Annotated in this window: 18 protein-coding genes; 6 read left to right on the top strand and 12 right to left on the bottom strand. The window is 62.6% G+C overall.

Annotated elements, in window-relative coordinates:
* Positions 1–59: 59 nt before the first annotated feature.
* The 7 genes from ACF8MI_RS06630 to ACF8MI_RS06600 all read right to left on the bottom strand — a co-directional run bounded on the left by ACF8MI_RS06630 (position 60) and on the right by ACF8MI_RS06600 (position 9,518).
* The gene (locus ACF8MI_RS06630) at positions 60–956 is read right to left on the bottom strand and encodes a response regulator (protein WP_060499689.1); all 897 of its coding nucleotides are present in this window, start codon (positions 954–956) and stop codon (positions 60–62) included.
* Between the two features lie 163 nt (positions 957–1,119).
* Positions 1,120–1,890, bottom strand: a complete 771-nt coding sequence (gene phoU / locus ACF8MI_RS06625; RefSeq protein ID WP_016712726.1) for a phosphate signaling complex protein PhoU — start codon at positions 1,888–1,890, stop codon at positions 1,120–1,122.
* 150 nt (positions 1,891–2,040) lie between these two features.
* The gene (pstB, locus tag ACF8MI_RS06620; protein WP_012274853.1) at positions 2,041–2,874 is read right to left on the bottom strand and encodes a phosphate ABC transporter ATP-binding protein PstB; all 834 of its coding nucleotides are present in this window, start codon (positions 2,872–2,874) and stop codon (positions 2,041–2,043) included.
* Between the two features lie 101 nt (positions 2,875–2,975).
* The gene (pstA, locus tag ACF8MI_RS06615) at positions 2,976–4,592 is read right to left on the bottom strand and encodes a phosphate ABC transporter permease PstA (RefSeq protein WP_200929493.1); all 1,617 of its coding nucleotides are present in this window, start codon (positions 4,590–4,592) and stop codon (positions 2,976–2,978) included.
* Positions 4,593–4,663: 71 nt separating this feature from the next.
* Positions 4,664–6,952: an ABC transporter permease subunit gene (locus ACF8MI_RS06610; protein WP_104833733.1), complete on the bottom strand. Its 2,289-nt coding sequence runs from the start codon at positions 6,950–6,952 to the stop codon at positions 4,664–4,666.
* A 139-nt stretch (positions 6,953–7,091) separates the two neighbouring features.
* A complete protein-coding gene (locus ACF8MI_RS06605) occupies positions 7,092–8,090 on the bottom strand; it encodes a phosphate ABC transporter substrate-binding protein PstS (protein WP_060499691.1) in 999 nt (332 codons plus the stop codon).
* Between the two features lie 138 nt (positions 8,091–8,228).
* Positions 8,229–9,518, bottom strand: a complete 1,290-nt coding sequence (locus ACF8MI_RS06600) for an MFS transporter (protein ID WP_060499692.1) — start codon at positions 9,516–9,518, stop codon at positions 8,229–8,231.
* Positions 9,519–9,880: 362 nt separating this feature from the next.
* Between ACF8MI_RS06600 and ACF8MI_RS06595 the strand changes: the two genes are divergently transcribed.
* Positions 9,881–10,279 (top strand): acyl-CoA thioesterase, encoded by a 399-nt coding sequence (locus ACF8MI_RS06595; RefSeq protein WP_016712731.1) that lies wholly within the window; start codon positions 9,881–9,883, stop codon positions 10,277–10,279.
* Between the two features lie 71 nt (positions 10,280–10,350).
* A complete protein-coding gene (locus tag ACF8MI_RS06590; protein ID WP_200928908.1) occupies positions 10,351–11,247 on the top strand; it encodes a D-hexose-6-phosphate mutarotase in 897 nt (298 codons plus the stop codon).
* Between the two features lie 120 nt (positions 11,248–11,367).
* Here the strand turns inward: ACF8MI_RS06590 and ACF8MI_RS06585 are convergent, their stop codons facing one another.
* The 5 genes from ACF8MI_RS06585 to ACF8MI_RS06565 all read right to left on the bottom strand — a co-directional run bounded on the left by ACF8MI_RS06585 (position 11,368) and on the right by ACF8MI_RS06565 (position 14,983).
* Positions 11,368–11,901: a DUF3299 domain-containing protein gene (locus ACF8MI_RS06585; RefSeq protein WP_164525207.1), complete on the bottom strand. Its 534-nt coding sequence runs from the start codon at positions 11,899–11,901 to the stop codon at positions 11,368–11,370.
* Between the two features lie 48 nt (positions 11,902–11,949).
* On the bottom strand, positions 11,950–12,195 hold the full coding sequence (locus tag ACF8MI_RS06580) for a GlsB/YeaQ/YmgE family stress response membrane protein (protein WP_010955824.1): 246 nt from the start codon (positions 12,193–12,195) through the stop codon (positions 11,950–11,952).
* 99 nt (positions 12,196–12,294) lie between these two features.
* Positions 12,295–13,377 (bottom strand): 5-(carboxyamino)imidazole ribonucleotide synthase, encoded by a 1,083-nt coding sequence (locus ACF8MI_RS06575; RefSeq protein ID WP_200928909.1) that lies wholly within the window; start codon positions 13,375–13,377, stop codon positions 12,295–12,297.
* 10 nt (positions 13,378–13,387) lie between these two features.
* Positions 13,388–13,879, bottom strand: a complete 492-nt coding sequence (gene purE, locus ACF8MI_RS06570; protein ID WP_009684500.1) for a 5-(carboxyamino)imidazole ribonucleotide mutase — start codon at positions 13,877–13,879, stop codon at positions 13,388–13,390.
* 171 nt (positions 13,880–14,050) lie between these two features.
* Positions 14,051–14,983 carry a LysR substrate-binding domain-containing protein gene (locus ACF8MI_RS06565; protein WP_161751324.1) on the bottom strand — a complete coding sequence of 311 codons (933 nt, stop codon included), beginning with the start codon at positions 14,981–14,983 and terminating at the stop codon, positions 14,051–14,053.
* Positions 14,984–15,165: 182 nt separating this feature from the next.
* Between ACF8MI_RS06565 and aspA the strand changes: the two genes are divergently transcribed.
* The 4 genes from aspA to ACF8MI_RS06545 all read left to right on the top strand — a co-directional run bounded on the left by aspA (position 15,166) and on the right by ACF8MI_RS06545 (position 20,026).
* Complete coding sequence (aspA, locus tag ACF8MI_RS06560) at positions 15,166–16,590, top strand: aspartate ammonia-lyase (RefSeq protein ID WP_060499732.1); 1,425 nt, start codon at positions 15,166–15,168, stop codon at positions 16,588–16,590.
* Between the two features lie 180 nt (positions 16,591–16,770).
* Positions 16,771–17,763: an AraC family transcriptional regulator gene (locus ACF8MI_RS06555; RefSeq protein ID WP_060499696.1), complete on the top strand. Its 993-nt coding sequence runs from the start codon at positions 16,771–16,773 to the stop codon at positions 17,761–17,763.
* Positions 17,764–17,879: 116 nt separating this feature from the next.
* Positions 17,880–18,923, top strand: coding sequence for a histone deacetylase family protein (locus ACF8MI_RS06550; RefSeq protein WP_200928910.1), 1,044 nt, complete (start codon positions 17,880–17,882; stop codon positions 18,921–18,923).
* Positions 18,923–20,026, top strand: coding sequence for a polyamine ABC transporter substrate-binding protein (locus ACF8MI_RS06545; RefSeq protein ID WP_060499697.1), 1,104 nt, complete (start codon positions 18,923–18,925; stop codon positions 20,024–20,026). The genes ACF8MI_RS06550 and ACF8MI_RS06545 overlap by 1 nt, the downstream gene beginning before the upstream one ends.
* Positions 20,027–20,045: the final 19 nt, after the last annotated feature.

Below are 20,045 nucleotides of genomic sequence, written 5' to 3'. Positions count from 1 at the left end.
CAGGTATTGCAGTTGGTCGGATGGCGCAGGAGCAGCACTGTGCTGCCCCTGCTTAGGCGTCAAGCACCAGGGGTGAAATGCTTCTGCGCTGTGCCGCGGGCAATCAAGCGCGACAGGTAATCGAGCTTCTGGGCATCCTGATCGACGAACTTGAAGGTCAACTGCAGCCAGTCGCTGTCGGGCTTGGGCTCCAATGCCGCGACAGCATGCAGGTAGCCGTTCAAACGCGCGACTTCGGCGCTCTCACCCTGCTCCAGGTCCAGCACCGCACCTTCCAGCACCTGCGGCAGCGCTTCGCTGCGGCGTACCACCAGCAAGGCCTCCTTCAAGCTCAGTGCCTTGATCACACAGGGCTGCATGCCGCTGGCCAGTCGCAACTGGCCCTGGCCACGCCCGGTCGGTGCAGGGGCGGGTGGCGTGGGGGCTGCTGCCAATGGCTTGGTGGCCGCCGGGGCCGGTGCGGGGGCCGCCACCTTGGCGGCTTCTGGTTTGCCCCCTGTCAGGGCACTCAGCGAGTCATTGGCAAACGCCGAATTCACCCGCGCCGGGCCGCTGGCCATCAGGCTGTCGAGCTTGCCGATCTTGGTCAGGGCCTTTTTTACCTTGGTCAGCAGTTGCTCGTTGGTGAACGGCTTGCCGACAAAATCGGAAACACCCGCCTGGATCGCCTGAATGACGTTTTCCTTGTCGCCACGGCTGGTCACCATGATGAACTGCAGGTTTTTCAGCGCAGGCTGCTGGCGGCACCAGGTAAGCAGTTCCAGGCCAGACATTTCCGGCATTTCCCAGTCGCACAGGACCAGGTCGAACGCTTCCTTGTCCAGCATGGCCATGGCCTTGCGACCGTTTACCGCGTCATCGATGGCCATGCCCGGGAAGGCACTGCGCAGGCATTTGCGGACCAGGTCACGGATAAACGGCGCGTCATCCACGACCAGCACATTCACTTTACTCATCGATACTCCTTCTGAACCCCGACTAGCCTACTGCCAAATAATGGCCATTTGCTACAACCTGGTCACGCCGGGACTTCTTCACATCGTTCGCGGGTGCCTGCAGGCGCTCGACCGCAAACGAAAACGCCCGGCCAAGGCCGGGCGTCGATGCTCGGGAGCAACCTTACTTATCGTCAGATTCGCCCGAAACATTAGCCTTTTCGCCATCAGCGACAGCGGTACCCTGCACTTCTGCTGTCATGCGCTTGAGGCCCATGTGACGTACGTCGGTGCCGCGCACCAGGTAGATCACCAGCTCGGAGATGTTGCGCGCATGGTCGCCAATACGCTCCAGCGAGCGCAGGACCCAGATCACGCTCAGCACCCGCGAAATAGAGCGCGGGTCTTCCATCATGTAGGTCACCAGCTCGCGCAGCGCAGTCTTGTATTCACGGTCGATGGTTTTGTCGTACTGGGCCACCGACAACGCCAGGTCGGCGTCGAAGCGGGCAAAGGCGTCCAGCGCATCACGGACCATGTTGCGCACCTGGTCACCGATGTGACGAACCTCAACGTAGCCACGCGGCGATTCACCTTCTTCGCACAGCTGGATGGCGCGACGGGCGATCTTGGTCGACTCGTCACCAATGCGCTCCAGGTCGATCACCGACTTGGAGATGCTGATGATCAGGCGCAGGTCGGAGGCGGCCGGCTGGCGGCGGGCGAGGATACGCAGGCACTCCTCGTCGATGTTGCGCTCCATCTGGTTGATCTGCTCGTCAACCTCGCGCACTTGCTGGGCCAGGCCCGAGTCGGCTTCGATCAGCGCGGTGACCGCGTCGTTGACCTGCTTTTCCACCAGCCCGCCCATGGCCAGCAGGTGGCTGCGCACCTCTTCGAGCTCGGCGTTGAACTGCTGGGAAATGTGATGGGTAAGGCTTTCTTTGTTGATCATCGTTCGCTCCGCGAAGAAGCTGCAAGCTTCAAGTAGTTCGTGTCATTCCCTGTGGGAGCGGGCGTGCCCGCGAACACCGGCGAAGCCGGTGCCACACACCGCGGCGCCTGCTTCGCGGGCACGCCCGCTCCCACAGGGGCCGCGTGGCTGCTAGCCGTAGCGACCGGTGATGTAGTCTTCGGTCTGCTTCTTCGCCGGGTTGGTGAACAGGGTGTCGGTATCCCCGAATTCAACCAGTTTGCCCATGTACATGAACGCGGTGTAGTCCGAAACACGGGCCGCCTGCTGCATGTTGTGGGTCACGATGACGATGGTGTACTTGGATTTCAATTCGTAGATCAGCTCTTCGACCTTCAGGGTCGAAATCGGGTCCAGCGCCGAGCACGGTTCGTCGAGCAGCAGCACTTCCGGCTCCACGGCGATGGTGCGGGCGATGACCAGACGCTGTTGCTGGCCACCGGACAGGCCCAGGGCCGACTCATGCAGGCGGTCCTTGACCTCGTCCCACAGGGCTGCGCCCTTCAGCGCCCACTCGACGGCTTCGTCGAGCACACGCTTCTTGTTGATGCCCTGGATACGCAGGCCGTAGACGACGTTCTCGTAGATGGTCTTGGGGAACGGGTTGGGCTTCTGGAACACCATGCCCACACGGCGGCGCAGCTCGGCCACGTCTTCGCCCTTGCGGTAGATGTTGTTGCCGTACAGGTTGATGGCGCCTTCCACGCGGCAGCCGTCTACCAAGTCGTTCATGCGGTTGAAGGTGCGCAGCAGGGTCGACTTGCCGCAGCCGGACGGGCCGATGAAGGCGGTCACGCGTTGCTTGGGGATGTTCATGCTGACGTCGAACAACGCCTGCTTGTCGCCGTAGAACAGGCTCAGGCCCGGCACTTCGATGGCCACGGTTTCTTCGGCCAGGCGCAGGCTCTGCTTGTTGCGGCCCAGGGCAGACATGTCGATGCCGTGGGTATGGGAATCTTGCTGCATGGTCTCACTCCGTTTGTAGCTGCGAGCTGCAAGCTGCAAGCTGCAAGTTAGGACAAAGCGGCAATCTGCTTGTAGCTTGCCGCTTGTGACTTAAAGCTTAATTAGCTGTCCAGCGCCTTGTACTTCTCGCGCAGGTGGTTACGGATCCACACGGCCGAGAGGTTGAGGGTCGCGATCACCAGCACCAGCAACAGCGCAGTGGCATACACCAACGGCCGGGCGGCCTCGACGTTCGGGCTCTGGAAGCCGACGTCATAGATGTGGAAGCCCAGGTGCATGATCTTCTGGTCCAGGTGCAGGTACGGGTAATTACCGTCCACCGGCAGCGACGGCGCCAGTTTCACCACACCCACCAGCATCAGCGGCGCGACTTCACCAGCGGCGCGGGCCACGGCAAGGATCATGCCGGTCATCATGGCCGGGCTGGCCATGGGCAGGACGATCTTCCACAGCGTTTCGGCCTTGGTCGCGCCCAGGGCCAGCGAGCCTTCGCGCACGGTACGCGGAATCCGCGCCAGGCCCTCTTCGGTGGCCACGATCACCACCGGCACGGCCAGCAGTGCCAGGGTCAGCGATGCCCACAGCAGGCCCGGGGTACCCAGGGTCGGTGCCGGCAGCGCTTCAGGGAAGAACAGGCGGTCGATCGAGCCACCCAGCACGTAGACGAAGAAGCCCAGGCCAAACACGCCGTAGACGATCGCCGGTACGCCGGCCAGGTTGTTCACGGCAATGCGGATCAGGCGCGTCACGGGGCCCTGCCTGGCGTACTCACGCAGGTAGACCGCCGCCAGCACGCCGAACGGGGTGACGATCACGGCCATGATCAGGGTCATCATCACGGTGCCGAAAATGGCTGGGAAGATACCGCCTTCGGTGTTGGCTTCACGCGGGTCGTCGCTGAGGAACTCCCAGACCTTGGCGAAGTAGGTACCCAGCTTGGTGAAGCCGGACATGCCGTTCGGCTGGATGGCATGCACCACCTTGCTCAGGTTGATTTCCACTTCACGGCCGTTGCCATCGCGGGCCACCAGGCTGTCGCGGGCGAAGGCCTGGTGCAGGCCGGTCAGGCGGTCTTCGATGGCCTTGTAGCGGCTGTTCAGCTCGGCGCGGTCGGCATCCATGTCGGCCTGGGCAGCGGCGTCCAGCTTGCCGTCCAGCTCCAGCTTGCGGGCCTGCAGGCGCAGGCGCTCGAGGTCATGGTTGATGGCGCCGATGTCCTTTTTCTCCAGCTGCTGCAACTCGCCGTTGAGCTGGTTGGCGCGCTTGAGGCGGGCCTGCAGTTCGTGCCAGGCGGCAGGGCCTTCGGCCACCACGCGGCCTTCTTCCTTGACGCTAACCAGGTAGCCGTAGAAGTTGCCCCACTCGCGGCGTTCCAGGGCGATCAGGTCGGCCGGGCGTTTTTCGTCAACCAGCCAGTCGCCGACCACCCAGGTAAAGTCGCTGCCGTTGAGGTCGCGGTTACCAATCTTGATCAGTTCACGGGTCATGAACTCCGGGCCCTGGTCCGGTACCGGCAGGCCGGCACCCTTCAGTCGGGCGCGTGGCACTTCTTCATTTTGCACCACTTCGCCGATGACGACGTGGTCAGCCTGGCCCGGTACCTTGTAGGTGGCCTGGACAAGATCGGCCGGCCAGAAGTGGCCCAGGCCGCGCACGGCAATCACCGCCAGCAGGCCGACGGTCATGATCACCGCCATGGCCACCGCGCCGCCGCTCATCCAGACGCCGGGGGCGCCGCTCTTGAACCAGCCTTTGAGGGAATCCTTTTTCACGGATCGCTACCTTTCTATCAAAGCGACGAGTATTTCTTGCGCAGACGCTGGCGAATCAGCTCGGCCAAGGTGTTCATCACGAACGTGAACATCAGCAGCACCAGAGCGGCCAGGAACAGGACGCGATAGTGGCTGCCGCCGACTTCCGATTCCGGCATTTCCACGGCCACGTTGGCGGCCAGGGTGCGCATGCCCTCGAACAGGTTCATCTCCATCACCGGGGTGTTGCCGGTGGCCATCAGCACGATCATGGTCTCGCCCACCGCACGGCCCATGCCGATCATCAGCGCCGAGAAGATGCCCGGGCTGGCGGTGAGGATGACCACACGGGTCAGGGTCTGCCAGGGCGTCGCGCCCAGGGCCAGCGAGCCCAGGGTCAGGCTGCGCGGCACGCTGAACACGGCGTCTTCGGCAATGGAGTAGATGTTCGGGATAACCGCGAAGCCCATGGCGATACCCACGACCAGGGCGTTGCGCTGGTCATAGGTGATGCCCAGATCGTTGGTGATCCACAGGCGCATGTCGCCGCCGAAGAACCAGCTTTCCAGATGCGGGCTCATGGTCAGCGCAAACCAGCCGGTGAACAGGATGACCGGGATCAGGATCGCCGCTTCCCAGCCATCCGGCACACGCAGGCGGATCGACTCTGGCAGGCGGGTCCAGGCAAAGCCGGCCAGCAGGATGCCAACCGGCATCAGCAGGAACAGGCTGAACACGCCCGGCAGGTGGCCTTCCAGGTAAGGGGCCAGGAACAGGCCGGCGAAGAAGCCGAGGATTACCGTGGGCATCGCTTCCATCAGTTCGATCACCGGCTTGACCTTGCGGCGCATGCCCGGGGCCATGAAGTAGGCGGTGTAGATGGCGGCGGCAATGGCCAGCGGGGCGGCCAGGATCATCGCGTAGAACGCGGCCTTCAAGGTGCCGAAGGTGAGCGGCGACAGGCTCAGCTTGGGCTCGAAGTCAGTGTTCGAGGCGGTCGACTGCCAGACGTATTTCGGCTCGTCGTAGTTCTCGTACCACACCTTGCCCCACAGCGCGCTGAAGGAAATTTCCGGGTGCGGGTTGCGCAGGCTCAAGGGCAGCAGTTTGCCGCCTTCTTCGATGATGATGCGGTTGGCGCGTGGCGACAGGGCCAGGATACCCGGGCCTTCGGCAGCCGGCTCTACCAGCAGGGTGCGGTGCGCGGTGCTGTGGAACACACCCAGCTTGCCGTCTGCGTCCAGCGCGATGAAGCCTTTGCGGCGCTCTTCGGCGTCGATCTGCACGATAGGCGCTTTGCCCATCTGGAAGATACGAATCTGCTTGAAGCGTGACTCGCCGTCCGGGTCGCGTGCCATGAACCACTGGGCCAGGCCGCCTTTGGAGTCACCGATGATCAGCGAGATGCCGCCAACCAGCTGGGCCGTGGCGGTGATTTCGGTATCGCCGCTTTCAGACAGCTTGTAACGGCCGTTGAGGCTCTTGTCGCGCAGGCTGAACACGTCGGCAGTGGCGCGGCCGTTGATCACGTACAACCACTGCTGGCGCGGGTCGATGAAGATGTTCTTTACCGCTTCGGTCATTTGCGGCAGTTCGATGCGGTTCTGCTCGGTGGTGACCTCTTCGGTCATCATGTTTTCCGTGCGGGTCAGCTCCAGCACCTGCAGATGCGCGCCGGTGGAACCGGCCAGCAGCAAGGTATCGCCATTGACGTTGACGCTGACGTGCTCCAGCGCACGGCCCTGTTCGTCGAGCACGAACGGCTGCTCGCCGTACGGGTAGTCGATGCCTGGGGTGATGGATTTCTTGTTGTCCGGGTAGGTGATCTTGTAGGTGTGGTGGAACACCAGCGCCTGGCCATTGGACAAGCCCAGCACCACCAGCGGGCTACCCGGCTGGTCGGCACTGATCGACGTAACCTGGGTGCCTGCCGGCACGGGCAGGTCGGCACGCTTGAGTTCGTTACCGGTCTTGGTATCGAAGAACAATGCCTGGCCTTTGTCCGAAACACGCATCCCCACCAGGTTTTGCTCTTCTAGCGCGATCATCAGCGGCTTGCCGGCATCCTGCTGCAGCCAGGCCGGCGCGAGGGCTTGCTTGCTGCTCAGATGGGCGCCCTGGAACAGTGGCAGCACCACATAGGCCAGGTAGAAGAAGATGAGGGTGATGGCCGCCAGAACGGCAAGCCCGCCCACCAGCACATACCAGCGGGTCAGGCGGTCCTTGAGCGCACGCATGCGGCGCTTGCGTTGCAACTCGGGCGTATTGAAATCAATGCGCACGGGCTGGGAGTTTTGGGTCATGTTGGAATTGGCCAGATCATTCATGCGCACACCCTAGCGGTCCCGTGTGACAAAAACATTACAAAGTGGTGACGCGCGAAAGCCCGCCGCACAGGGAGCCTGGCTTCGGACTGGAATTTCGTGGAAGAGGCCGGATATCAGCACCGGCCTCTTCTTCAGTTAGTTACTTCTTTGCAACGTTACCCGCGTGCGACAGGCCCAGGTCAGCCAGGGTCTTGTCGACGACTTTGGCCGGCAGTGGGATGTAGCCATCCTTCACCACGACCTGCTGGCCAGCTTGCGACAGCACCAGCTTGACGAACTCGGCTTCCAGCGGGGCCAGAGGCTTGTTCGGGGCCTTGTTGACGTACACGTACAGGAAGCGCGACAGCGGGTAGGTGCCGTTCAGGGCGTTGGTTTCGTTGTCTTCAACGAACTCGCCGCCTTCTTTCTTGGCCAGGGCTACGGTCTTGACGCTGGCGGTCTTGTAACCGATACCCGAGTAGCCAATGCCGTTCAGCGAAGAGCTGATCGACTGCACCACCGAGGCCGAGCCAGGCTGTTCGTTGACGTTAGGCTTGAAGTCGCCTTTGCACAGGGCTTCTTCCTTGAAGTAGCCGTAGGTGCCCGATACCGAGTTGCGGCCGAACAGCTGGATTGGCTTGTTGGCCAGGTCGCCGGTCACACCCACGTCGCCCCAGGTCTTGATTTCGGCTTTGCCACCGCACAGGCGAGTGGAAGAGAAGATGGCGTCGACCTGAGCCATGGTCAGGCCTTTGATCGGGTTGTCCTTGTGCACGAACACAGCCAGGGCGTCGACGGCAACCGGGATGGCGGTCGGCTTGTAGCCGTACTTCTGCTCGAAGGCCTGCAGCTCGACGTCCTTCATCTTGCGGCTCATCGGGCCGAGGTTGGCGGTGCCTTCGGTCAGCGCGGGTGGCGCGGTGGAGGAGCCGGCCGCCTGGATCTGGATGTTTACGTTCGGATATTCCTTCTTGTAGGCCTCGGCCCACAGCGTCATCAGGTTCGCCAGGGTGTCGGAACCAACGCTGGAGAGGTTGCCCGAAACACCGGTGGTCTTGGTGTAGGTCGGGATCGCAGGATCGACAGCGGCTACCGCGTTGGCGGTTGCAACGCCAGCGGCGGCAAAGGTGAGGGCCGCCATCAAACGCTTCAGTTTCATGCCTTGCTCCTAGCAGGAATATTGGGGTGTTGGATGGAACGGGCCCAAGTATCGGCAGGCCGCATGAACACGATATGACTTCATTGTGACAATTGGATGAAAGGCCATCACTGAAAGCAGGTATGGCCTCGAAGCAGATCAGCGCTTGTTGGCGAGCAGGTACAGGCCCACGGCCAGGCCCACGGCGCACAGCCCTGCCACATAATAAGCAGGCGCCATCGGGCTGACCTTGAGCAGCGCAGTCACCACCATCGGCGTCAACCCGCCAAAGATCGCGTAGGCCACGTTGTACGAGAACGACAGCCCACTGAAACGCACCGCCGCCGGGAACGCCTTGACCATCACATAGGGCACCGCGCCAATCACGCCCACGCACAGACCAGTCACCGCATACAGCGGGAACAACAGCTCAGGCCGGGTCGGCAGGCTGTGGTAGAAAGCCCAGGAACTGGCCAGCAGCAACAGGCTGCCAATCACGAACACGCGGCCCGCACCAAAGCGGTCGGCCAGGCTGCCGGCGCCGATGCAGCCAAGGCTGAGCAGCACGATCGCCAGGCTGTTGGCCTTGAGCGAGTCGGTCGGGCTGATGTGGTAGAAGCTCTGCAGCAGTGCCGGGGTCATCAGGATGACCACCACGATGCCGGCCGACAGCATCCAGGTCAGCAGCATCGACAGGATGATCGGGCCACGGTGGTCACGCAGCACGGCGCGCAACGGCAGCTCTTCGGCCAGCGCCTTGCGCTGCTGCATCTCGGCGAACACCGGGGTTTCGTGCAGCCAGCGGCGCAGGTACACCGAGAACAGGCCGAACACACCACCGAGCAGGAACGGAATCCGCCAGGCGTAATCGGCCACTTCTTCAGGGCTGTACACGCTGTTGATCAGGGTCGCCACCAGCGACCCCAGCAGAATGCCCGCCGTCAAGCCCGCAGTCAGGGTGCCGCAGGCGTAGCCGGTGTTGCGCGCCGGCACGTGCTCGGACACGAACACCCAGGCACCCGGCACCTCACCGCCGATCGCCGCGCCCTGGATCACGCGCATCAGCAGCAGCAGGATCGGCGCCCACATGCCTATTTGTGCATAGGTGGGCAGCAGGCCCATGATCAGGGTCGGCAGGGCCATCATGAAGATGCTCAGGGTGAACATCTTTTTGCGCCCGAGCAGGTCGCCAAAGTGCGCCATGATGATGCCGCCCAGCGGCCGCGCCAGGTAGCCGGCGGCGAAAATGCCGAAGGTTTGCATCAGGCGCAGCCACTCGGGCATGTCGGCCGGGAAGAACAGCTTGCCGACCACTGTGGCGAAGAACACGAAGATGATGAAGTCGTAGAACTCCAGCGCACCGCCCAGGGCAGACAGTGAAAGGGTCTTGTAGTCACTGCGGGTCAGCGGCCGCGAGGGCTGCTCGATACTGCTGGGCACGGAAGTCATCGCTCGTTGTTCTCTTTGTAGGGCATGCAGGCCGCTTGGTACGCGGCTTCTGGATTAGGTGACACGCGAAGATAGCAAATAGCCGAGCTGCGCTGAAAGCGATACAAAATCCCTACACATATTCATGAATGCGCGGTCGTCGCTGGCCGTTATGCTCTATATACTGGCAGTTCGTAGGAAAAGGTTGCCCCTAACGTGGGATGTTGTGCGAAAACGCCGGTCAGTATTGTCAGACGGTTTCGCAGAGTTTCCCTACGGCCGCCCAGTGAAACGAAATCGGCGTAGTATGTTTCAAGCTGAATCGTTTACCCGGCCTTTGCGCCACACCAACGAAAAGCGTCACGGGTCAGAGGCCCCATCGCATGATTGAGCTCGAACAAGAAGATCCAATCCCACAAGGCGACCTGGCCTTGCAGATCACCGCATTGCCGCGCGAGACCAACGGCTTCGGCGACATCTTCGGCGGCTGGCTGGTTGCCCAGATGGACCTGGCCGGCACCGCCATGGCCAGCCGCGTCGCCGGTGGCCGCGTGGCCACCGTGGCCATCGACCGCATGGCCTTCCTGGTACCGGTCGCGGTCGGCGCGCAGCTGTCGTTCTATACCCAGACCCTGGAGATCGGCCGCAGCTCGATCCGGATGATGGTCGAAGTGTGGAGCGACGACCCGCTGTCCAGCGAATGGCGCAAGGTTACTGAAGCGGTATTCGTCTTCGTCGCCATCGACGGCAGTGGCCGTACCCGGTCTGTGCCTCGTCGCTAAGCCTCGCCGGCGGTAAACTCATTGCATGTGCCCGGGTCCAAGGCCCACTGGCAACCAATGAGATGAATGCAATGGCTACCTACCAGGTCGTAACCGAGCAACATGGCGAACTGAACTGCTGGCGTATCAGCAGCGACCGCGCCGAACTCCTGATCGCCCAGCAAGGCGCACAGATCCTCAGCTACCAGCGGGTCGGCGAGCCGCCGCTGCTGTGGCTGAGCGACCAGGCCATCTTCCGCCAGGGCAAGTCGGTTCGCGCCGGGGTGCCGGTGTGCTGGCCGTGGTTTGGCAACTTGCAGCGCAACCCCCAGGCCGTGCAGGCCATGTACCACGGCGAGCAGGCACCTGCTCACGGGCTGGCGCGCTCACGTGACTGGCGGTTGCTGGGCATCGAGGAAACAGGCGACGGCCTGCGTATCGAGTTCGAGCTGCCTGAGGCGCAGGGCGACCTGCCCGGTTGGCCCCATGACGTCGAGCTGAAGCTGGTGGTGGAGCTGGGTGACGAGCTGAAGCTGAGCCTGACCAGCCGCAACATGGGCAACACCCCGGTTACCATCAGCCAGGCGTTGCACAGTTACTTTGCAGTTAGCGATGTGCGTCAGGCGCGGGTCGAGGGCGTCGAGGGGCTGGGCTATATCGAGACCCTGGCTGGCTGGGAACAGCGCCAGCAGCAAGGGGCGCTGGCGTTTGCCGGGGAGACGGACCGGATCTACCTCGATACCCCGCAGGCGCTGAGCATTGTCGACCCGCATTGGAGCCGGCGGATTACCCTGACCAGCAGTGGGTCGCGGTCGGCGGTGATCTGGAACCCGTGGACCGAGCGGGCTCGGGAGTTACCGGATATGGCGGATGATGGCTGGCAGCGGATGCTGTGCATCGAGACGGCGAATGTTTGGGATGACGTGGTGCAGCTGAGGCCTGGCGCGAGTCATTCGCTGGGCGTGCAGATCGGTTGTGAAATGATCTGAGTTTTGCAGTGGTTTTACGGGCCTCTTCGCGGGCAAGCCCGCACAGGGTCTCCATGAGCCTTGAATACTGTGGAGGACCTGTGGGAGCGGGCTTGCCCGCGAAGAGGCCGGTGCAGACAGTTAGAGGTCAGAGTCCTCCACCACCCTCACCTTCCCGGCATCCAGCGCATAGGCCGCATCGGCCAGGTCATTGCTGACCTTTTCCACCTTTAACGTGCCGCTGACCCACAGCGGTGTGTAGATGTCATCGATCTTCAGTCCTTTCGGGTAGCGCACCAGCACCAGCTGGTTCGGCGGCGGCGGCGGCACGTGGATGCACGCACCCGGGTACGGCACCAGGAAGAACAGTGTGCTGTTGCCCTTGGCATCGCTTTCCAGCGGCACGGGGTAGCCGCCCAGGCGGATGTCCTTGCCGTTCATGGCTGCAACGGTCTTGGTCGAGTACATCACCGCCGGCAGGCCTTTGCTCTGTTTCAGGCCGCCCTTGTCGGTAAAGGTGCCCATGGCTTCCGGTGAGTTGTGGTCGATTTCGGGCATTTGCTCGAGCGCCTTCTGGTCCGACTTGGGCATCAGCTCCAGCCAGTCGGTTTCAGGCAGTTCGGCATGGGCCAGGGCGCTGGCCAACAGCAAGGGGACAAGGAAAAAGGCACGCATGGAAATGCTCGGCAACTCGGATGAATTGCCGGGCATTCTAACCAGTATTCAGCGTTTCTTGATGAATCCGTAGATCACCAGAAGGACCACGGCACCGACCAGCGCGCCAAAGAAGCCCGCTGCCTGCCCGGCCTGGTAGATGCCCAGCGCCTGGCCGCCATAGGTGGCCAGCAGGGAGCCGGCAATACCCAGCAGGATGGTCATGATCCAGCCCATGCTGTCGTCGCCCGGTTTGATGAAGCGGGCCAGCAGGCCGACGATGAGGCCGATGAAGATGGTTCCAATGATGCCCATGGCAATCCCTCTGCAGTTCGAAGATGGAACAAGCCAAAGCCTAGACAGCGCTTTGGCTTGTTGCCATTTTCAGAGGGCAAGCCGGTGGTAGAAGTTCGATCAGTTGTTGATCAGGGCTTCTACTTCGGCAATCTTGCGCTCGAGGGTAGCCATGTCGTGGCAGCGCAGGGTGGCGTGGCCAACCTTGCGGCCGACCTTGAAGGCCTTGCCGTAGTGGTGCAGGTGGCAGTCACCGATGGCGACCACTTTATCTACAGCCGGCACTTCGCCAATGAAGTTGAGCATCGCACTCTCACCCACCTTGGCAGTCGAGCCCAGCGGCAGGCCGGCAACGGCGCGCAGGTGGTTCTCGAACTGGCTGCATTCGGCGCCTTCGATGGTCCAATGCCCGGAGTTGTGCACGCGCGGGGCGATTTCGTTGGCCTTGAGGCCACCGTCGACTTCGAAGAACTCGAAGGCCATCACACCTACATAGTCCAGTTTTTGCAGCACGCGGCCCACATAGTCTTCGGCAAGAGCCTGCAGCGGGTGCGCCTGGCTGGCCACCGAAAGGCGCAGGATGCCGCTTTCGTGGGTGTTGTGCACCAGCGGGTAGAAGCGGGTTTCGCCATCGCGGGCACGCACGGCCACCAGCGACACTTCGCCGGTGAACGGCACGAAGCCTTCCAGCAGGCACGGCACGCTGCCCAGCTCGGCGAAGGTGCCTACCACGTCTTCAGGCGTGCGCAGTACCTTCTGGCCCTTGCCGTCGTAACCTAGGGTGCGGGTTTTCAGCACGGCCGGCAGGCCGATGCTGGCCACTGCGGCGTCCAGGTCTGCCTGCGAGAGGATGTCGGCGAAGGCCGGGGTCGGGATACCCAGGTCGCGGAACATGCTTTTTTCGAACAGGCGGTCGCGGGCGATGCGCAGCGCTTCGGCGCTGGGGTAAACCGGCACGAACTGCGAGAGGAAGGCCACGGTCTCGACCGGGACGCTTTCGAACTCGAAGGTGACCAGGTCGACCTCATCGGCCAGCTTGCGCAGGTGATCCTGGTCGCCATAGTCGGCACGCAGGTGCTCGCCCAGGGGCGCGGCGCAAGCGTCCGGCGCCGGGTCGAGGAAGGCGAAGTTCATGCCCAGCGGGGTGCCCGCCAGGGCCAGCATGCGGCCCAGCTGGCCGCCACCGATTACACCGATCTTCATGGGTTGAGCCTCAAGCCTGGCGCGGGTCTGGGTTGTCCAGCACGGTGTCGGTCTGTTCCGTGCGGAACTGCTTCAACGCCGCGTGGAACTGCGGGTACTTGGCGCCCAGGATGCTGGCCGACAGCAGTGCAGCGTTGACGGCACCGGCACGGCCGATGGCCAGGGTGGCAACCGGTACGCCGGCTGGCATCTGCACGATCGACAGCAGCGAATCGACGCCCGACAGCATCGACGACTGGACGGGTACGCCCAGCACTGGCAGGTGGGTCTTGGCGGCGCACATGCCTGGCAGGTGGGCTGCGCCACCGGCACCGGCGATGATCACCTCGATGCCACGGCCTTCGGCCTCCTCGGCATACTGGAACAGCAGATCCGGGGTGCGGTGGGCGGAAACCACCTTCACTTCATAGGGAATGCCGAGTTTTTCCAGCATATCGGCGGTGTGGCTAAGGGTGGACCAATCGGACTTGGAGCCCATGATCACGCCAACCAGTGCACTCATCGTCGAGCCTCTTCGCTTGTGCGCCCTTGGGCGCGTCAAAAAACAACAAGCCACGCGGGACGACCGGCGTGGCTTGTTTGCTGATCAGGACCGGACGCATCCGGTCGAAAGGCCGCGCAGTATACCGTAAGGTGGTGCGTTTAAGGCACCCCGGCGACCAACTGTCGCCCCTTATTTTTCGGGGCTTTGGCTGACTTTTGGGTCAACCGCCGCCGCGCCTTCCAGCTTGCGCCACAACAGCCGTACATTGGCCTTGCGTACCAGGGCGCAGCGGTACAGGCGGATCTCCAGCGGCACATGCCACTGGCTGCCGCCACAGATCGCCAGCTCGCCCCGTTCCAGCTCGCCGCGCATCGACAGGCGCGGCACCCAGGCGATGCCCATGCCTTCCAGCGCCATGCTCTTGAGACTATCGGCCATGGCGGTTTCATAGACGGTGGTATAGCGCAGGTTACGCTGGCGCAGCAGCAAATTGACCGAACGCCCCAGGAACGCGCCTGCGGTATAGGCCAGCAGCGGCACGCTGCCCTCGCCCTCCAGGTCGAACAACGGCTTGCCTTCGGCGTCCACGGCGCACACCGGCAACATTTCGGTGGTGCCCATGTGCAGCGACGGGAAAATCTCGGCATCCATCTGCAAGGCCGCGTCCGGGTCATAGAACGCCAGCATCAGGTCGCAGCCACCTTCGCGTAATGCATGCACGGCATCCCCGACGTTAGTCGCAACCAGGCGGGTGGCGATGTTCAAACCGTCGTTGCGCAACTGGGCTACCCAGCGGGGGAAAAAGCCCGATGCAAGGGAGTGCGCCGCCGCCACCTGGACGACCTCGCCCTGCCCACCTTCAAGGTGATGCAAATGGCGGAGAATTTCGCTCAACTGGTCGACAACCGTACGCGCCGTGACAAGAAAAAGCTGACCTGCCTCAGTCAGTTCGATCGGTGTGCGGGAACGATTCACCAACTGCAGGCCCAATGCTGCCTCCAGGCTGCGAATGCGCCGGCTGAAGGCCGGTTGGGTCACAAAACGCCGCTCTGCAGCTTGGGAAAAACTGCGGGTGGCAGCCAGCGCGCTGAAATCTTCCAGCCATTTGCTTTCAAGGTTCACGAAGCACATCTCCCGGCATGCACCAAAATGGAACACGCTCGAATGTCAATTGGCGTCACATGAAACACTATGCCGTTTGTGCATAGGTTAGCGTGCAACAGCATTGGCCGCAAAATCACCTTCAGGCCTAGGATTGGCGCCATTCCGGCATGTGCCGGGTCAAAATCGAGATGATATACATCATGTCCTCTGCTGCATCGTTCCGCGTCGAAAAAGATCTGTTGGGTACCCTTGAAGTTCCTGCTGATGCCTACTACGGCATCCAGACCCTGCGCGCTGCCAACAACTTCCACCTCTCCGGCGTTCCGCTGTCGCACTACCCGAAACTGGTAGTCGGCCTGGCGATGGTCAAGCAGGCAGCTGCTGACGCCAACCGTGAGTTGGGGCACCTGAGCGATGCCAAGCACGCCGCGATCAGCGCAGCCTGCGCACGACTGATCAAGGGCGACTACCACGAGCAGTTCGTGGTGGACATGATTCAAGGCGGTGCTGGTACTTCCACCAACATGAACGCCAACGAAGTCATCGCCAACATCGCGCTGGAGGCCATGGGCCACCAAAAGGGTGAGTACCAGTACCTGCACCCGAACAACGATGTGAACATGGCGCAGTCGACCAACGACGCCTACCCGACCGCTATCCGTCTGGGCCTGCTGCTGGGTCACGACGCGCTGCTGGCCAGCCTCGACAGCCTGATCCAGGCCTTCGCTGCCAAGGGTAAAGAATTCGACCACGTACTGAAGATGGGCCGTACCCAGCTGCAGGACGCCGTGCCGATGACCCTGGGCCAGGAATTCCGCGCCTTCGCCACCACCATGACCGAAGACCTGCAGCGCCTGCGCTCGCTGGCTCCGGAACTGCTGACCGAAATCAACCTGGGTGGTACTGCCATCGGTACCGGCATCAACGCCGACCCTGGCTACCAGGCCCTGGCCGTGCAGCGCCTGGCAATCATCAGCGGCCAGCCGCTGGTGCCGGCTGCCGACCTGATCGAAGCCACTTCCGACATGGGCGCCTTCGTGCTGTTCTCCGGCATGCTCAAGCGTACCGCCGTCAAGCTGTCGAAGATCTGCAACGACCTGCGCCTGCTGTCCAGCGGCCCGCGCACCGGCATCAACGAGATCAACCTGCCAGCGCGTCAGCCAGGCAGCTCGATCATGCCAGGCAAGGTCAACCCGGTTATCCCGGAAGCCGTCAACCAGGTGGCCTTCGCCATCATGGGCAACGACCTGGCCCTGACCGTCGCCGCCGAAGGTGGCCAGCTGCAGCTGAACGTGATGGAACCGCTGATCGCCTACAAGATCTTCGACTCGATCCGCCTGCTGCAACGCGCCATGGACATGCTGCGCGAACACTGCATCGTCGGCATCACCGCCAACGAACAACGCTGCCGTGAGCTGGTCGAGCACTCGATCGGCCTGGTCACCGCCCTGAACCCATACATCGGCTACGAAAACGCCACCCGTATCGCCCGCGTTGCCCTGGAAACAGGCCGTGGCGTACTGGAACTGGTGCGCGAAGAGAAGCTGCTGGACGAAGCGATGCTCAACGACATCCTGCGTCCGGAAAACATGATCGCTCCCCGTCTGGTTCCGCTGAAGGCGTAACCCGGCTGCTGCAAACAGTCTCACCAGGTTAAGGGACTAGACACCTCTCAACCTTTCAAGGCCCGAGCCTATGCTTCGGGCCTTTTTTTTGCCCGCAAAACAGGCGGCGCGCAGACCGCTTGCCGATATCGGCACACTACTTGCTCGATAATGCGTCCCAGCCCAACGGGATTACCCAGCATGCTGCACAGCCACCTCACCACCCTCAACGCGGTTTCGCTGATCCTCAACGTCTTCCAGGCAGACGGTTGCGAGGCATCAGCGCTGCTGGCCGGCAGCGGCATTGGCCCGTCAGACCTGGGGCATGCCGATGCGCGCATCACCACCCAGCAGGAACTGCAGGTGTGCGCCAACGCGGTGGCCCGGCGCGAGGACATCGGCCTTGAACTGGGCCGGCGCATGCATGTGTCGTGCTACGGCATGCTCGGTTACGCCTTGCTCTCCAGTGCCACTTTGGGTGACGCCTTGCGCCTGGCGCTGGCATATCCGGCACTGCTGGGAACAGTGTTCAAGCTACGTTTGATCGAGGACGGCCAGCGGGTCTGGCTAAGTGCCAGCGACTACCACGACAGCCCGGCGTTGAGCGCATTCAACGCGGAGTTCTGCCTGGTGTCGCTGAAAGTCATCTGCGACGACTTGCTTGGGCGCCCACTGCCTCTGCTAGGCGCCCGTTTCGAACACTCACGGCCCGGTTACCACGCGCTCTATGCCGGTGCATTCCAATCCCCGGTGGGTTTCGACGCTCAGGACAATGCCTTGGCTTTTGAACGGCGCTGGCTGGACATGCCGCTGCCGCTGGCCGACTCGATTACCCACAAGGCCATGAGCGAACGCTGCCGGCGCCTGAACCTGGAGTTCACGGGGCGGCAGGCCTGGCTGGGGCGGATTCGTCAGCTGCTGGCACAGCAGCTGGACGCCGCGCCTGGGCTGGAAGGGTTGGCGCGGCAGATGAATTGTTCGTCGCGCACCCTGCGCCGGCATTTACAGGCGTTGGGCAGCAGCTATCAACAGTTGCTGGATGAACTGAGGTTCGAGCGGGCCAAGCAGTTGCTGGCTGATGAACAGATGCCGATCTATCGCATTGCGGAAACCTTGGGGTTCAGCGAGACCGCCAGTTTTCGGCATGCGTTCCAGCGTTGGAGTGGTGTAGCGCCCAGCCTCTTCCGCGGTTGACCAGCGCCGGCCAAAGAGCTTGGCCACATCGATCCCCTTTTGGCCGTTTGCGTCGTTCTCCGCCACTGACCTGCCCATGACAATGGACCCACGCCAGTATCCAACGGAGAACAACAATGCTGACGATCTATTCCGATGATCACCGCCTGCACCACGGCCGCTGCGAGCTGATCGACGGCAAGCTGATGCCCTGCTTCGAAATGCCTTCGCGCGCTGACCATGTGCTCGACCAGGTAAAAAAACGCAACCTGGGCGACATTCACGGCCCTACCGACTTCGGCCGCGCGCCGTTGCTGCGCATCCACAGCGCCGACTATCTCGACTTCTTCGAAGGCGCCTGGGCGCGCTGGGCCGCACTGGGCCAGGAGGGCGACCTGCTGCCGTTCACCTGGCCTGCTCGCACCTTGCGCCAGGTAAAACCCACCGGCCTGCATGGCGAGTTGGGCTACTACAGCTTCGATGCCGGCGCACCGATCACCGCCGGTACCTGGCAGGCCGCCTACAGCGCCGCCCAGGTCGCCCTCACGGCCCAGGCGGCAATCCAGCAAGGCGCCCATTCGGCCTTTGCCCTGTGCCGCCCACCGGGGCACCACGCCGCCGGCGAAGTCATGGGTGGCTATTGCTACCTGAACAACGCCGCCATCGCCGCCCAGGCCTTCCTTGACCAAGGCAAACGCAAGGTCGCCATCCTCGACGTCGACTACCACCACGGCAACGGCACCCAGGACATCTTCTACAGCCGCGACGACGTGTACTTCGCTTCGATCCATGGCGACCCGCAGGACGAATTCCCGTTCTTCCTGGGCTATGCCGACGAAACCGGCGAAGGTGCCGGTGAGGGCTGCAACATCAACTACCCGCTTCCGGCCGGCAGCGACTGGGCGGCCTGGAGCGCAGCCCTGGAGGATGCCTGCCAGCGCATTGCCCGCTATGACGCCGACGTACTGGTGATCTCGCTGGGTGTGGACACCTTCAAGGACGACCCGATCTCGCAGTTCAAGCTGGACAGCCCGGACTACCTGGAAATGGGAAAACGTATCGGCCAGCTCGGCAAGCCGACCCTGTTCGTGATGGAGGGCGGCTACGCTGTGGAAGAAATCGGTATCAACGCGGTCAATGTGCTGGAAGGCTTCCAGCGCGCCCAGCCAGGAGCCCGGTAATGGTCCGACTCAAGCATCTGCTCGCCCCGTTCATCGCTGCCACCTTGTTCACCGGTGCCCTGCACGCTCAAGCCGAGCAGCGCACACTGCGTGTGTATAACTGGTTCGACTACATCACCCCGCAGACCTTGACCGATTTCAAGCAGGACAGCGGGGTCAAGCTGATCTACGACATCTTCGACACCAACGAGGCGCTGGAGGCCAAGCTGCTCACCGGCAACTCCGGCTATGACGTGGTGGTGCCGTCCAACGTGTTCCTCGCCAAGCAGATCGAAGCCGGGGTGTTTCAGCCGCTGGACCGCAGCAAACTGCCGAACTGGCAGCACCTGGACCCGGCGCTGATGAAGCTGATCGAGGCCAACGACCCGGGTAACAAGTACGCGGTGCCCTACATGTACGGCACCGTGCTGATCGGCTTCAACCCGGCCAAGGTCAAGGCAGCGCTCGGCGATGACGCCCCGGTGGACAGCTGGGACCTGATCTTCAAGGAAGAGAACATCGCCAAGCTCAAGCAGTGCGGCGTGGCGCTGCTCGATTCGCCTTCGGAGATTCTGCCGCTGGCCCTGCAGTACCTGGGCTTGCCGCCGAACAGCGACAAACCGGCCGACTACAAGAAGGCCGAAGCGTTGATGCTGAAGATCCGCCCGCACATCACCTACTTCCACTCTTCGAAGTACATGGCAGACATCGCCAATGGCGATATTTGCGTGGCGGTGGGTTACAGCGGCAGTTTCTCGCAGGCCGCGAACCGGGCGCGCGATGCCAAGAACGGCGTGGTGGTGGACATGCGCCTGCCCAAGGAAGGTGCGCCGATCTGGTTCGATATGCTGGCGATTCCAAAGAATGCGGCCAACCCGGAAGATGCCCACACGTTCATCAATTACTTGCTCCGGCCTGAGGTGATTGCGCCGATCAGCGACTTTGTCGGTTACCCAAACCCGAACAAGGATGCGACTGAAAAGGTGAGTCCGGCGATTCGCAACAACCCTAACCTGTATCCGACAGCGGAGGCGATGGCCAAGCTTTATACCCTCAAGCCCTTGGCGCGGGACGCAGAGCGGGCCAGAACCCGGGCCTGGACGCGGATCAAATCCGGAACCTGAGTCGCCTGCTTCGCGGGCA

The organism is Pseudomonas sp. yb_9, from assembly GCF_043103635.1.
Lineage (GTDB): Bacteria > Pseudomonadota > Gammaproteobacteria > Pseudomonadales > Pseudomonadaceae > Aquipseudomonas > Aquipseudomonas monteilii.
The sequence above is the reverse complement of the archived record's forward strand: the minus strand, read 5'-3'. Positions and strand labels throughout refer to the sequence as shown.

Excerpts from the sequence above, each read along its gene's own strand:
- ACF8MI_RS06590 (WP_200928908.1), top strand. The coding sequence starts at position 10,351 with ATGGCTACCTACCAGGTCGTAACCGAGCAACATGGCGAACTGAACTGC.
- ACF8MI_RS06555 (WP_060499696.1), top strand. The coding sequence starts at position 16,771 with ATGCTGCACAGCCACCTCACCACCCTCAACGCGGTTTCGCTGATCCTC.
- pstA (WP_200929493.1), bottom strand. The coding sequence starts at position 4,592 with ATGAGCGGCGGCGCGGTGGCCATGGCGGTGATCATGACCGTCGGCCTG.
- ACF8MI_RS06585 (WP_164525207.1), bottom strand. The coding sequence starts at position 11,901 with ATGCGTGCCTTTTTCCTTGTCCCCTTGCTGTTGGCCAGCGCCCTGGCC.
- phoU (WP_016712726.1), bottom strand. The coding sequence starts at position 1,890 with ATGATCAACAAAGAAAGCCTTACCCATCACATTTCCCAGCAGTTCAAC.
- ACF8MI_RS06630 (WP_060499689.1), bottom strand. The coding sequence starts at position 956 with ATGAGTAAAGTGAATGTGCTGGTCGTGGATGACGCGCCGTTTATCCGT.
- ACF8MI_RS06550 (WP_200928910.1), top strand. The coding sequence starts at position 17,880 with ATGCTGACGATCTATTCCGATGATCACCGCCTGCACCACGGCCGCTGC.
- purE (WP_009684500.1), bottom strand. The coding sequence starts at position 13,879 with ATGAGTGCACTGGTTGGCGTGATCATGGGCTCCAAGTCCGATTGGTCC.
- ACF8MI_RS06575 (WP_200928909.1), bottom strand. The coding sequence starts at position 13,377 with ATGAAGATCGGTGTAATCGGTGGCGGCCAGCTGGGCCGCATGCTGGCC.
- aspA (WP_060499732.1), top strand. The coding sequence starts at position 15,166 with ATGTCCTCTGCTGCATCGTTCCGCGTCGAAAAAGATCTGTTGGGTACC.
- ACF8MI_RS06545 (WP_060499697.1), top strand. The coding sequence starts at position 18,923 with ATGGTCCGACTCAAGCATCTGCTCGCCCCGTTCATCGCTGCCACCTTG.
- ACF8MI_RS06580 (WP_010955824.1), bottom strand. The coding sequence starts at position 12,195 with ATGGGCATCATTGGAACCATCTTCATCGGCCTCATCGTCGGCCTGCTG.
- ACF8MI_RS06605 (WP_060499691.1), bottom strand. The coding sequence starts at position 8,090 with ATGAAACTGAAGCGTTTGATGGCGGCCCTCACCTTTGCCGCCGCTGGC.
- ACF8MI_RS06610 (WP_104833733.1), bottom strand. The coding sequence starts at position 6,952 with ATGAATGATCTGGCCAATTCCAACATGACCCAAAACTCCCAGCCCGTG.
- pstB (WP_012274853.1), bottom strand. The coding sequence starts at position 2,874 with ATGCAGCAAGATTCCCATACCCACGGCATCGACATGTCTGCCCTGGGC.
- ACF8MI_RS06600 (WP_060499692.1), bottom strand. The coding sequence starts at position 9,518 with ATGACTTCCGTGCCCAGCAGTATCGAGCAGCCCTCGCGGCCGCTGACC.
- ACF8MI_RS06595 (WP_016712731.1), top strand. The coding sequence starts at position 9,881 with ATGATTGAGCTCGAACAAGAAGATCCAATCCCACAAGGCGACCTGGCC.